Source organism: Alteromonas sp. ABH2_165, from assembly GCF_056159945.1.
In genome coordinates this window covers 69,617-82,601 of the sequence record NZ_JBSWWF010000009.1, presented here as the reverse complement: position 1 = coordinate 82,601, position 12,985 = coordinate 69,617, and the positions used below count along the sequence as shown (strand labels likewise).

Genomic DNA, 12,985 nt, shown 5'->3' with positions numbered 1-12,985 from the left:
AACTAGCCTTTTATTTCAGCGAAGGCATCGAGGGCGCGCTGCCGAGATGTTTTTAAATCAACAATCGGTTCAGGGTATTGGTCGCCTAACACGATTCCGGCTTGTTTCAACTCGGCACTGTCTGCTTCCCACGGTTTATGAATAAGTTTGTTGGGAAGCTTACTCAGTTCCGGGCACCAGGTACGCACATATTCCCCTTGTTTGTCGAATTTCTCACCCTGCAATACGGGGTTGAACACGCGAAAATAGGGCGCTGCGTCGGCACCGGAGCCCGCGACCCACTGCCAACCTGCAGAATTATTGGCACCGTCAGCGTCCGCAAGGCAGTCCCAGAACCAGGCCTCGCCCTCGCGCCAATCAATGAGTAAGTTCTTTACTAAAAATGAACCGACAATCATTCTTACCCGATTGTGCATATAGCCGGTATGCCACAGCTCCCGCATACCCGCATCGACAATGGGAATACCGGTTTTTCCTTTTTGCCAGGCTTCCAGATCTTTTTTGCTGGAACGCCAGGGAAACTTGTCAAATTTCTCGTTAAAGTTTTTATCCGGAAAAGTAGGAAAGTGATAAATCAAGCTATGTGCAAATTCACGCCAGCCCAGTTCGCTTAGGAAGGTATCGATATTGTTGTCGTCGGCGTTGCCGAACGCATCAAGGATGGCATACCAGACTTGATTAGGAGAGATTTCACCAAAATGCAAATGCGCAGACAACATAGAGGTTCCACGAATAGCAGGAAAATCCCGATCTTTTTTATATGATTTGGCCGCTTCATCAATAAAATCTGCCAATCTGTCTGCCGCCCCCTCCTCTCCAGGTTTCCATGTTTCGGCAATTCCGTCATACCACTTGATGTCTGGCATTAGTCCCAGTGAATCAATACTCACGCCTTTGTTTGTCACGTCAGCATAGGTAATTCTCGCCACTGCTGCTTGCGGATAACGTGGAGAACTGGCCTGTAAGCAGCCTTTTCGATAAAACGGGGTAAATACTTTATAGGGGCTACCAGACTTATTCTCGATGTCCCACGGTTCCCAGAGTAGTGAACCATTAAAACTCTTCACGATTTTGTCGTTGTCTTTTAACGATTCTTTTAGCGTTTTGTCTCGTTTAACGTGCCATGGCTCATAACACCGATTCCAAAACAGATGCTCTACGTTGAACGTGTCCATGAGCTCGGGCAGTAATTTTTCCGGGTCGCCTTCGAATACCTGAAGATGCCCATTAAGGCGATCATTAAGGGAGTTTAATGATTGATGAAGCCACCATTTCGATACACTACCTGGGAGTCTTTTTTCCGGCAACGACGTATCGTGAATATAAATTGGAATGATCTTGCCAAGATCGCAGGCAGCATGTAGCGCCGGATTATCTTTTACGCGCAGGTCCTGGCGGAACCATACGATACTGACAGGTACCGTCACATCGATGTCCTTTTTATTTATGCATTCTAAGTAAGTGATACGCAATTATATCCAAACTGTTTCACTGGCGATGAAAATTAAGGTTTTGTAATGAAAGTAATTACCCGGGGTTTGTTCTGGTTTAGACACGATTTAAGACTGACAGATATGCCAGCACTGTTGGAAATGAGTAAGCTAGTTGATGAGCTTTTATTGGTGTATGTTTTTGACGAACGTAGCACCGGGCAAAATCAGTATGGCGTTACGGGAATGGGCCCTCACCGCCGACAATTTATTGAAGCGTGTTTGAGCGAGTTGAACGATGACTTAGCGACATTGGGTCAACATCTCGTGATAAAAACGGGAACGCCGGTATCGGTACTAAATTCGCTTATACAGAACGATGACATAACCCATGTTGCCAGCCATTTTCACGGCGGCTTTTACGAAATGCAGGACTGGCAAAGGCTGGAAAGTACCTTTCCTGAAGTGAAATTCATCCAACGAGATGGCATTAGCCTGTTTGACCGCGCGCAATTGCCTTTTTTACTTAGCGATATGCCAGGGCAATTTACCCCGTTTCGAAAGAAAATAGAGAATCACACCACGCCAGCAGCGCCTCTTACTGCACTTTCGTCACTACCGCCGCCAATCCATTTGCAATCTGAACAAGAGAATTTGAAAGCACAGATATCTGACCATGGCTTGTTCCGCGGTGGCGAAAAGGCGGGTCAACAGCGGTTGAAAGACTACTTTTTTAATGATCACCATGTGTCAAATTACAAAGAAACCCGAAACGCATTGGACGATGCGAATGCCAGCACCCGGTTTTCTCCTTGGCTGGCAAGTGGCTCGTTATCTCCACGATGGATTTATCAGCAATTAAAGCAATATGAAGCAGCGCATGGCGCGAACGATTCGACGTATTGGGTTTATTTTGAGTTATTGTGGCGAGAGTTCTTCTTCTGGATACAGCAACGCCATGGTGCAGATTGGTTTAGCCAAGCAGGCTGTCGCGGTGAGGTAAGGCCATTTTCCCATGATGAAGCGAAGATCCGGCTGTGGCAAAACGGAGAAACTGGGTACGACATCGTAGATGCTTGTATGAAGCAATTAAAAACGACTGGCTTTATGTCGAACCGCGGTCGCCAGCTGGTGGCAAGCTGCTTTGTTCACGAACTCGGGCAAAATTGGCAGTATGGCGCGGCTTGGTTTGAACACATGCTGGTAGACTACGATGTTGGCAGTAACTGGGGCAACTGGTTATATCTTGCTGGCGTAGGCCACGATCCCAGAGGCCATCGCCAATTCGATTTGCAAAAGCAAACTGAACGCTATGATCCCGAAAGAACCTTCATCAATACATGGCGAAAATGAAACCTCAAGTCGCGGTGGTTTGGCTAAAGCGCGATTTACGTCTACGCGACCACAAGCCCCTGCTAGAAGCTAGTAAAACCGGCCTGCCTGTCGTGCTACTGTTCTGCTTTGAGCCTTCGTTAATGGCCGACCCACACATGAGTCAGCGACATTGGCGTTTTTTAGCTGAAAGCATTACTGATATGAACGGGCAGTTACCCGATGGGATTTCGGTGCTTTCAACCTGCTATGAAGTGCGTGAGGCTTTTTCGTACATAAACGCGCATTGTCATATCAGTCGCGTATTCAGCTATGAAGAAGTGGGCCTCGACGTTACCTTTCGACGGGATCGTGAAATGGCTACCTGGTTCCGTGCACACAACATCGAATGGATAGAGCATAATTATGGTGCAGTAACCCGTGGACTCACCAACAGACAACATTGGGAGTCTTATTGGCAACAAGTGATGTCACAACCCACAGATGACGTTACACTGAGCACAGTGAACTGGTATTCCGTTGAAGCGTCGCCTTTAAGGGCGATGCAAAATACCCCGTCTTATCCGAGTGATAATCGGATGCAGCAAGGCGGTGAACGGTTTGCCTGGTTTGTGATGAAAGATTTCTTTGCTGGCCGTGGTATTTCATATCATCAAGATATTTCAAAGCCCCTCGCAGCCCGGAAATCCTGCACTCGCCTGAGCCCCTATTTGGCGTGGGGAAATGTGTCAATTAAGCAAGTTTATCAATATATCCGCTTCCAACAGTCGCACCTCAAACACTCGCAGCAAAGTGGTCGCTGGCAACCCGCCGTAAATGCGTTACTTTCTCGCATACATTGGCGATGTCATTTCATCCAAAAGTTCGAGAGCGAACATCAAATGGAATGGCGCGCACAAAACCGCGCATACGACAGCTTTCCCTACATCGAAGGCCCAGAAGCGCAGCGTCGTTTCGAACGCTGGAAAAATGGTACCACAGGATATCCGTTGGTTGATGCTTGCATGCGAGCGCTTAACGCAACAGGATTTTTAAATTTTCGAATGCGGGCCATGGTAACCAGTTTTTTAGTACACCATTTAAATGTGCATTGGTTACATGCAGCAGAATATCTGGCAAACCAGTTTCTTGATTTTGAACCTGGTATTCATTATCCACAAATTCAAATGCAGGCCAGTATCACGGGTATTCATACGGTTCGTTTGTATAACCCGTCAAGTCAATCGAGCAAACTCGACCCTGAAGCTGCTTTTATCAAAAAGTGGGTGCCTGAACTAGACCGATTACCAGCACCTCTTTGCCATCAGCCAGATAAAATTCCGCCACTTGAAGCCATGATGCTAAATTTTGACTGTGCCGTGGATTATGTCTTACCCATTATTGATATTGGTGCAGTGCACGGTGAGGTGAGAGACCGTTTGTGGGGATATCGTCAACGTGATGATGTGGTGAAAGAAGCGGCCCGGATTGTTCAGCGGCATACCACTCGCCGAAGCCCTAGCCGCCAATGGCTGAAACAAGTAAACAGTAAGACTTAGCGGTCTTGCTCTTTAAGCCATTGATTAAGTAGCCTAATTTGTCCGCATTTATACGCTGCAAAGGTTATGCGTAACGCGTTAGAGAGTACTTCACTGTCGCTCCAGCCTGTTTTGTCACGAATTTCATCATAACATTGCATCGCTTCCGGACTCACATAACCCCGTACCATTTTCTTCCCAGCCGCTTTCTGTCGCTCACGAAAGCGACGCTGTTTATCTGCATTGGCGGTAGGGTTAGCCTTTTTCTTTTCAGTCATACGGATGTCATCTCCTGGTTACCTTGGCAGTGTAACATGGATTTTTTCACAATAAATGACTGTTCAGAGTTGTTTAGCGTACAAGTGTTCGCTAAATTACCACGCTGAAAATCTAACAACAAAGGGATATCATGTCCGACAAACAACATAGCTTTAACCGTGAAGATTTACTGGCCTGTAGCCGCGGTGAAATGTTCGGCCCAGGTAACAGCCAGTTACCTGCACCTAATATGCTAATGATGGATCGCATTAGTCATATCAGTGAAGAAGGCGGTGAATACGATAAAGGTGAAATCATTGCTGAGCTGGATATCACACCAGATCTTTGGTTCTTCGATTGTCACTTCCCTGGCGATCCGGTAATGCCTGGTTGTCTTGGTCTTGATGCCATGTGGCAGCTGGTTGGCTTCTTCCTGGGTTGGAGCGGCGGTCCTGGTAAAGGTCGTGCACTTGGCGTAGGCGAAGTGAAGTTTACCGGGCAAATCCTGCCAACCGCAAAGAAAGTCACCTATCGCATCAACATGAAACGTGTTGTTAAGCGTAAGCTGTTTATGGGCCTGGCAGACGGTCAGGTGGAAGTAGACGGTCGCGTTATCTACACAGCCAAAGATTTGAAAGTTGGCTTGTTCCAGGATACGTCTAAGTTCTGATTATCCTGATAGCACCTTGGTGCTTATATGCCGAAATTCGAACGAAAAAAAGCCCCGTTAATCGGGGCTTACCTTTATTGAAAGAGATGTTTAACGTACGTTGAATCCTAGTTGCCTGTCTTCAACAGCTTCCCTCCAGCCACCGAGCCACTGCGAACGAGCGTCGAAAGCCTGGAATGGACAGTTCTCTTTTGAACGACCGCTGATACCAGCCTGATACCCTTTTGCGTGTGCACGCGTCAATTTATCTCTTTTTTGTCGTTTCATTGATAAGCCTCTATTTGTGATTAACTTGTGTCGCAACCGGTGTTCGGCTCCCCTAACATAGTATTTTGCGGGTGCCGTCAATTTCTGTTGCGCACATATATGTGATAGTGCACCCGGCAGTTAGGTTCAACTTATTTTCTTCAATTTCAGGCTTGACAAATAGTAACGTAATGAAATTTTGTCTAATTTAACATTACATTTTTTTTGCATAATTATGACGTTTTTTAAAACGAGTTTCTCTATGTACAAAAAAACCGCAACTGGGTGCGGTTTTTGCTGTTTATGTTTTAAGCTAAAACAATTCGATTCGTATATTTATTGCGCTATCACGCTGTTAACTCGATAAAAACCGCATTATACGAAAGTCTAATTTAGCCATTTTTGCGACGACGGAAAGCCAATAAGCCGGCTGTCAACAACATCCACAACGGTGAAATTGACGCGCCCTTACGCTCATAGCCAGTGTCTTCCTCGTCATCGTCTGCATCGCAACTGTCGTCAACTTCACTGCCAAGAGGTGAAAGTTTAACTGCAACAATGACGTCTACCATCTCGGTTTCACCTTCGTCATTGATGACTTCTTCACCATTCGCATAACGTTCTGCCGTGCTGAAACGCGCGTTAGCGATGATTTCATTACTGTCGTTGATATCAATTGCATCAACGATGGTGTAGGCCGAATCACAGGGCAACAGATCATTTAAATCAGTGAGCTCACCAGATGCCACGTCGAACATAAAGCCGTGAGTTTCACGATTGGTATCCACAGTAGAATCATATTCAGAAGTACCTACAACAATATTATTATTGTTGATCGCTTTGCCCTCCGCGCCCGCGTTGGTAAAGAAGCCTTGCGGATAGAGCGTTTCACCGCTGTCCAGATTATGGATGAATATTCTGTTTCGCGCAGTGCTATTCGGTGCCCGAAGAACGTAGCCTGTTACCCAATTTTCATTGTTGATAGACAACGCTTCAGATTGCAGATTATCTTCACGAGGTAACATTTCAGTGGTTTCGCCATCGGCGTAACTCACCGCCACGTTAGTGTACTCGTAGTTGTAGTAGCTGCTTGAGCTTGGACGACGCACATTTTGACGCTCATCTATTGAAGAGGCTCCGACGGCCACACCTTGATCATTGATATCGTTTGCTAATGACCAGTAAGGTGATTCATCTTCTGCTTCTGGCTCAAATACAGGTGGAAAGGTTTCGCTAGAGATAACATTTCCATTTGCATCAAGTTGCCAAATTGTCGCCCGTGCGTAAGTACCAGGGAATGACGTATCACCTACATCGGGTAATCTGAAACCATAGCTTGTGCTGTCACCAGAGGCATCTACTCTGATATTGCGCTTACAATAGGCTTCCGGTATGTCTCCCAGAAATTCAGGATCTTCGCAGTTCTCAACAGCGTCATCAATGGCACTGATATAATCAACGGCACTGTTCCCTGCCACTTGTAAACTATTGTTAATCGCGAAAGCTTCGCTTAATCCGCCAAGGGTATCATCTTCAGCAGGAAGCAGTTTGGTCTCGCCATTCACCTGGACAAATGCGGTTTTTTCAATATCGTTTAGAACAAGAATCGTGGTATCGCCATCTTCATTCTCGTAGTCTAACCGGTAGTACGGCCCTTCAGTAGAACCCACAACAAAGTCGCCATTTAAGCTATCGCGAGCGTAGGTGTTTACCGCGAATTCGTACTCATTGGTGTCTTCCGATATCGCATCGAGGCCAGGTACCAAATCAACATCAACCCCATCAGAGAGGTATGAGGAGTAAGTGCCAATGTGCTGGTACAAGAAGTAGTTTCTGGCCGTTGAGGAATGAGAAGTCAGCTGTGCAATAATGTAGTTATAGTCAACGGTGGAAAATACACCCTGACGTACATCTTCTTCATTTTCGAAACTTGAAGCGTAAGTATCGATAAAGCCTGACTCTTCAAGGAAATCTGCATCGACAGAAAGATTCAGGCTGCTCTGTGTAATGGTGAGCATCTGACCTGATTCATCAATAGACTGTCCAAAGTTGTGAATACTGCGATCAGTAACCGGTAGTGGCGTAACGGAATAGGTAGCGGCCAGGGCAGTTGCTGACGCAGTGGTCAGCGCCATAGCGGCGGCAAGCTGTGTTAATTTCATCTAATATCCTAATTACTGCTGAGTGTCTTCCAGCATGCTTTCCAATTCGTCCCAGCGCGCATATTTCTGAGACAGGGTTTCTTCTGTTTCTGATAACGTGGCAAGTGTACCAGCTGTTGCATCCGCAGGCTGTTTAAAAAACTCAGGATCATTCACCTTTTCCTGCAATGTGGCTAACGCTTCTTCCAGCGATTCAATTTCTGCAGGTAACGATTCGAGCTCACGTTGATCTTTGTATGATAACTTTTTCGTCTTACGCGGAGAAGACTTTGGCTTAGGACTCTGCGGATCCGATTTAGTTTCATCTTTTACTCTTGCTTCAGCATTTCTCTGTGCCATTTGTTGCTGTTTATACCAGCTTTCAACATCACTGAAGCCGCCGATAAATTCTTTGAGCGCGCCATTACCTTCGAACACTACGCAGCTATTGGCGACATTATCAACAAACTCACGGTCGTGGCTTACCAGTAAAACAGTTCCCTCGTACTCATTGAGTAAGGTTTCCAGCATTTCCAGGGTTTCCACATCCAAGTCGTTGGTGGGTTCGTCGAGTACCAGTACGTTACTTGGCTTCAACATGAGTTTGGCCAGCATTAAGCGGTTTTTCTCACCACCAGATAATGACTTCACCGGTGCGTTTACCCGTTCTGGTGTAAACAAGTAATCCTGAAGGTAGCTAATAACGTGGCGAGGCGCGCCATTTACCATCAAATCGCGCTTTCCATCGCCCACCGCATCGATGACCGATTTTTCTAAATCCAGCCCCTGACGATGCTGATCGAAATACGCCACTTCTAAGTTCATGCCTTGACGAATATTACCGGTATTCGGTGTCAGTTCGCCCAGCAGCAGTTTTATAAGCGTGGATTTACCGCTACCGTTCGGACCAATCAGTGCCAGTTTGTCACCGCGCAACACATTTAGGTTCAGGCGGCTGACTATGGATTTATCACCGTACGCATAATTTGCGTCGTTCACTTCAAAGACCATCTTCCCTGAGCGTGCGGCAGTCGACTGTGCCACCACAGCATTACCTTGGGTTTCACGCCGGGCTTTACGGGTTTCACGCAATTTTTTAAGGGCTCGCACCCTGCCTTCGTTGCGTGTTCGTCGGGCTTTAATGCCCTGGCGTATCCACACTTCTTCCTGAGCAAGTTTTTTGTCGAATTCAGCATTTTGCGCGGCTTCAACGTCAAGATCCTGCTGCTTCTTTTCGAGGTAAGTGGCGTAGTTGCCCGGATAGCTTGTCAGCGCGCCGCGATCAAGATCGACAATCCGTGTGGCCATCTGGCGAATAAACGCCCGGTCGTGACTAATAAAAACAATCGCGCCCTGAAAAGCACTTAAGCTTTGTTCCAGCCAGCGGATCATTTCGATATCCAAGTGGTTTGTTGGCTCATCGAGTAAAAGCAGATCGGGCTGTCTTACCAAGGCCCTTGCCAACGCGGCTTTACGTCGCCAACCACCGGACAATGTCGACAATGACATGTCGGGGTCAAGCTTCAGCATAGTCAGCGTTTGTTCAATCTGTTGTTCGAATTGCCAGGCGTCGCGGGTTTCCAACGCTTCTTGTAAATGTTGGAGCTTATTCAGATTTGCTTCAGACGGATCATCAGCCACTTTTCGTGTCTGATGAAAATACTGTTTCAGGATCTCGCCCACATCAGCAAGCCCTTCTGCCACGTAGTCAAATAGCGAAATATCGACGGTTTGGGGAGGATCTTGTTCAAGGCGGGCAACCACGGTTTTGCTGTCGATAATGCGCTGACCATCGTCTGCAATAATATCACCGGCAATCACTTTCATAAGCGTGGACTTACCACTGCCGTTGCGACCAACTAAACACACACGCTCTCTGGGTTGAACCACTAAATCTACACCGTCGAGTAACGGTGGATTACCATAAATAACGGTAATATCTTTTAACTGAATCACACTCATGATAAGAAATTTTCTGCCTGTTCTACGTCAAAAGGCCAACCGAGTTCTGCGCCAGTATCAAGGCGCTTAATTACCGGAATACGCACGGCATAAAGATGATACAGGTTAGCATCTTCGCGGATATTATATTTGGTGATGTTGAGCTGCTGAGACTGTGATGTCTTTGCCAGAACCTCGTCAGCCAGTTCACACAAATGACACTGTGGACCGGTGTAAAACGCTAATTTCACTTTTTAAGCACCCAGCATTTATGGATATTGCTGTTGCGGGCGAAATCATCCGGAATTGTCTTCGCAGAAATATCTTCAATGTCTTTATAACCGCCCTCTTCCAGTGCTTCATAATCAAGCTTGAAGCCACGGCGGTTGTTCGAAAACATCACCTCGCCACCGTCGTTAAGGCAACGGAACGCATCTTTCAGCAAGGCGACATGGTCGCGTTGTACATCAAAAGTATCCTGCATGCGTTTTGAATTCGAAAACGACGGTGGATCAATAAAGATAAAATCATACTTACCCGGATGGGTTTTAAGCCAAGTGGTACAGTCGGCCTGAATAAAGGCTTGCGCCCCTTTTACTTTATTCAGGTGCATGTTGTCTTTGGCCCAGTCGAGATAGGTTTTTGACATATCAACAGTGGTCACTGAACGCGCGCCACCCAGTGCCGCGTGCACCGAAACGCTGCCAGTGTAAGAAAACAGGTTCAATACATCTTTATTTTTTACCCGTTTCGCCACCATTTGACGGGTGACACGGTGATCAAGGAATAAACCGGTATCCAAATAGTCTGTGAGGTTAACCAGCAAGCGCGCACCATTTTCATATACGGTTAAGCGTTCGCCTTTTTGGTCCATCTTCTCGTACTGTTTAGTGCCTTTTTGTTGGCTACGTACTTTAAGTGCAATTTTCTTCGCATCCACACCGGTAACAGCAGGCAAATGCAGCAACACTTCCTGTAACCGTTTACGGGCTTTGTCTTCTGATACGGTTTTAGGCGGTGCATATTCCTGAACCACCAACCACTCACCGTACACGTCTATAGCAACGTTGTAATCTGGCAAGTCGGCATCGTAAATCCGATAGCAGTTTGTGTCCTGCTGCTTGATCCAGCCCTTCAGCTTTTTCAGGTTTTTCTTCAAGCGATTGGCAAACTCGTGATTGTCGCCATCGCTACCATATTGACGGCAATTGTCTTCATCCATCAGGTAATTAACGAAGCGACACTCTAGCTTGCCGTTGTTCAGGCCATATTCTTTACCGGAGCGAAGTTTGAGAACGCGCAACAAATCGCGATTGCTGCTTAGCAGGGATACATGCCATTCACCCCAAGCGTTTTTCAGCTGTTTGCCAAGTTCTGCAAAGGTGGGGATTAGATCAGTCAGTTCACCTAAACGCTCACCATAAGGCGGGTTGGAAATAAGGTAACCGGGTTCTTTCGACAGTGGAGACGCTTTTAATGCATCACACATATCAAATCGGATATCGTTGAATACACCGGCTTGATCAGCGTTTTTACGCGCGATATTCACCAGTTTACTATCGATGTCTGATGCGTATATCGGCGTATCGCAGGCTTTCTGGCTTGCCAATGCTTCGTCATTGATGTCGTTCCACAGGGATGGATTATGCTGCAACCAACGGTTGAATCCCCAATAAGAACGTTTAATACCAGGGGCAATATTACGCGCAATGTAAGCGGCTTCAATGGCAATGGTACCCGAGCCACAAAAGACATCACTTAAGGGTTTAGTCGTGTCTTGTGTCCAACCTGAACGAATAAGCATGGCGCAGGCGACATGTTCTTTCAGCGGTGCTTCACCGGTTTTACTGCGATACGCGCGCTGATGAAGACTGTTACCAGACAAATCCAGACCAATGGTAACCTTCTCACGGTGACAGCGTGCCCAAATTGGAAAATCAGCCAGTTTTTTCTCAACAGAAGGACGTTGATCTAACTCTTCCATAAACTGATCGACAATGGCGTCTTTTATTCGAACCGCACCAAATTGCGAGTTTTTGATCGCTCTATTGGTACCATTGAACTGTACGCTTAAGGTGTCGCTTGGACGTAAGTGTTGCTGCCAATCAACAGACGATGCCGTGTCGTAGAGTTCGTCAGCAGAGTCACATGGACCTTCCGCTAACACCCATATCACACGGTTGGCCAGACGAGACCACAAACAAAGCGTATATGCCTGTTCGAGGGTACCGGAGAAACTTACCGTTCCCGGCGACAGACGGCAGCTAACATCCGGGCACAAGGATTCGATTTCAGATTTAAGCAGCTCGTCCAGTCCGCGACTGGTTGTAACAAGTATTTGATTCATAATTTTCTATGTAAGCTGCACCGCCGCAGCGATGCAGTAAAATAACGGATAAAGGCGGTTAACTACAGCGCCTTTACAATGTCTTTGACCAGTTTGGGGCCTTGGTAGATAAACGACGAGTAAATCTGGATTAGAGACGCACCCGCGGCCAACCTGTCTTTGGCTGTTTGCGCATCATGAATACCGCCAACTCCAATAATCGGAATGGCGCGATCTAATGCCGTAGACAGCTTGCGGGTCACACCCAGGCTCATCTCTGTCAGTACTTCACCACTTAAACCGCCGGCTTCATCTGCGTGTTTCAGTCCCTGAACCGCATTACGGCTTAGTGTAGTATTGGTGGCAATGACACCGTCCATTTTACTGTTGATCAGCGAACGGGCGATGCTATCGATTTCGTTGTCAGCCAGATCTGGTGCAATTTTAATAAACAACGGTACGTATTTTCCGTGCGACTGACAAAGCTTATCCTGCGCCAGTTTCAGGCCATTAAGTAATTTGTCCAGTGCTTCACCATATTGGAGGTTACGTAACCCTGGCGTATTTGGTGACGAAATGTTCACCGTAATATAGCTGGCATACGGATAGACTTTATTCAGACAAATTAGATAATCTGATAATGCGTCCGCTTCTTCAGTATCTTTGTTCTTACCGATATTAATGCCAATAGGTCCGGTGAACTTTGACGCTTTTACCTGGCTAACCATGTGATCGACGCCCTGATTGTTAAAGCCCATTCGATTGATGATGGCATGCTTTTCCGGCAAACGGAAAATGCGTGGTTTCGGGTTACCCGGTTGTGGCCTTGGCGTTACCGTACCCACTTCCACAAAGCCAAAGCCCATACTGCCGAATGCATCGATGCATTCTCCGTTTTTATCCAGCCCAGCGGCCAGGCCAACTGGATTTGGAAAGCTAATACCGGCTACTTTTACCGGTTTCGCAATGGTTTCATTGCTGTAAAGCCACTTTAACGGTGTGTGCTGGGTGCGGTGTAACCACTTAATGGCAAAATCGTGGCTATTCTCGGGCTCACACTGCAGTAAAATTTTTTGAGCGATGGATTGCATGGTCTTTCTCTAACAAAAAGCCCTGTCAAAACA

General features: G+C 46.7%; 11 protein-coding genes. 3 read left to right on the top strand and 8 right to left on the bottom strand.

Going from position 1 to position 12,985, the window contains the following annotated elements:
* Window positions 1–2: 2 nt before the first annotated feature.
* Window positions 3–1,427, bottom strand: coding sequence for a cryptochrome/photolyase family protein (locus ACXAFQ_RS17100; protein ID WP_474824636.1), 1,425 nt, complete (start codon window positions 1,425–1,427; stop codon window positions 3–5).
* Window positions 1,428–1,517: 90 nt separating this feature from the next.
* Between ACXAFQ_RS17100 and ACXAFQ_RS17095 the strand changes: the two genes are divergently transcribed.
* On the top strand, window positions 1,518–2,783 hold the full coding sequence (locus tag ACXAFQ_RS17095; RefSeq protein WP_474824635.1) for a DASH family cryptochrome: 1,266 nt from the start codon (window positions 1,518–1,520) through the stop codon (window positions 2,781–2,783).
* Window positions 2,780–4,300 (top strand): cryptochrome/deoxyribodipyrimidine photo-lyase family protein, encoded by a 1,521-nt coding sequence (locus ACXAFQ_RS17090; RefSeq protein WP_474824634.1) that lies wholly within the window; start codon window positions 2,780–2,782, stop codon window positions 4,298–4,300. Before ACXAFQ_RS17095 ends, ACXAFQ_RS17090 begins: the two co-directional genes overlap by 4 nt.
* Here ACXAFQ_RS17090 and ACXAFQ_RS17085 read toward each other — a convergent pair.
* Window positions 4,297–4,557, bottom strand: a complete 261-nt coding sequence (locus ACXAFQ_RS17085) for a hypothetical protein (protein ID WP_474824633.1) — start codon at window positions 4,555–4,557, stop codon at window positions 4,297–4,299. The two genes, ACXAFQ_RS17090 and ACXAFQ_RS17085, sit on opposite strands and share 4 nt — an antisense overlap.
* A 131-nt stretch (window positions 4,558–4,688) precedes the next feature.
* Between ACXAFQ_RS17085 and fabA the strand changes: the two genes are divergently transcribed.
* A complete protein-coding gene (gene fabA / locus ACXAFQ_RS17080) occupies window positions 4,689–5,207 on the top strand; it encodes a 3-hydroxyacyl-[acyl-carrier-protein] dehydratase FabA (protein ID WP_070124636.1) in 519 nt (172 codons plus the stop codon).
* 90 nt (window positions 5,208–5,297) lie between these two features.
* Here the strand turns inward: fabA and rmf are convergent, their stop codons facing one another.
* The 6 genes from rmf to pyrD form a co-directional block, all read right to left on the bottom strand.
* Window positions 5,298–5,474, bottom strand: coding sequence for a ribosome modulation factor (gene rmf / locus ACXAFQ_RS17075; RefSeq protein WP_070124638.1), 177 nt, complete (start codon window positions 5,472–5,474; stop codon window positions 5,298–5,300).
* A gap of 371 nt (window positions 5,475–5,845) precedes the next feature.
* On the bottom strand, window positions 5,846–7,615 hold the full coding sequence (locus tag ACXAFQ_RS17070) for a DUF3466 family protein (protein WP_474824632.1): 1,770 nt from the start codon (window positions 7,613–7,615) through the stop codon (window positions 5,846–5,848).
* A 12-nt stretch (window positions 7,616–7,627) separates the two neighbouring features.
* Window positions 7,628–9,556, bottom strand: coding sequence for an ATP-binding cassette ATPase Uup (gene uup, locus ACXAFQ_RS17065; RefSeq protein ID WP_474824631.1), 1,929 nt, complete (start codon window positions 9,554–9,556; stop codon window positions 7,628–7,630).
* On the bottom strand, window positions 9,553–9,786 hold the full coding sequence (locus ACXAFQ_RS17060; protein ID WP_070124644.1) for a glutaredoxin family protein: 234 nt from the start codon (window positions 9,784–9,786) through the stop codon (window positions 9,553–9,555). The genes uup and ACXAFQ_RS17060 overlap by 4 nt, the downstream gene beginning before the upstream one ends.
* The gene (rlmKL, locus tag ACXAFQ_RS17055) at window positions 9,783–11,882 is read right to left on the bottom strand and encodes a bifunctional 23S rRNA (guanine(2069)-N(7))-methyltransferase RlmK/23S rRNA (guanine(2445)-N(2))-methyltransferase RlmL (RefSeq protein WP_474824630.1); all 2,100 of its coding nucleotides are present in this window, start codon (window positions 11,880–11,882) and stop codon (window positions 9,783–9,785) included. Before rlmKL ends, ACXAFQ_RS17060 begins: the two co-directional genes overlap by 4 nt.
* Window positions 11,883–11,944: 62 nt before the next feature.
* Entirely contained in the window at window positions 11,945–12,952 is a 1,008-nt protein-coding gene (gene pyrD / locus ACXAFQ_RS17050) for a quinone-dependent dihydroorotate dehydrogenase (RefSeq protein WP_474824629.1), read from the bottom strand.
* Between the last annotated feature and the right edge of the window lie 33 nt (window positions 12,953–12,985).

Excerpts from the sequence above, each read along its gene's own strand:
- ACXAFQ_RS17095 (WP_474824635.1), top strand. The coding sequence starts at position 1,518 with ATGAAAGTAATTACCCGGGGTTTGTTCTGGTTTAGACACGATTTAAGA.
- ACXAFQ_RS17090 (WP_474824634.1), top strand. The coding sequence starts at position 2,780 with ATGAAACCTCAAGTCGCGGTGGTTTGGCTAAAGCGCGATTTACGTCTA.
- ACXAFQ_RS17085 (WP_474824633.1), bottom strand. The coding sequence starts at position 4,557 with ATGACTGAAAAGAAAAAGGCTAACCCTACCGCCAATGCAGATAAACAG.
- fabA (WP_070124636.1), top strand. The coding sequence starts at position 4,689 with ATGTCCGACAAACAACATAGCTTTAACCGTGAAGATTTACTGGCCTGT.
- rmf (WP_070124638.1), bottom strand. The coding sequence starts at position 5,474 with ATGAAACGACAAAAAAGAGATAAATTGACGCGTGCACACGCAAAAGGG.
- ACXAFQ_RS17070 (WP_474824632.1), bottom strand. The coding sequence starts at position 7,615 with ATGAAATTAACACAGCTTGCCGCCGCTATGGCGCTGACCACTGCGTCA.
- uup (WP_474824631.1), bottom strand. The coding sequence starts at position 9,556 with ATGAGTGTGATTCAGTTAAAAGATATTACCGTTATTTATGGTAATCCA.
- rlmKL (WP_474824630.1), bottom strand. The coding sequence starts at position 11,882 with ATGAATCAAATACTTGTTACAACCAGTCGCGGACTGGACGAGCTGCTT.
- pyrD (WP_474824629.1), bottom strand. The coding sequence starts at position 12,952 with ATGCAATCCATCGCTCAAAAAATTTTACTGCAGTGTGAGCCCGAGAAT.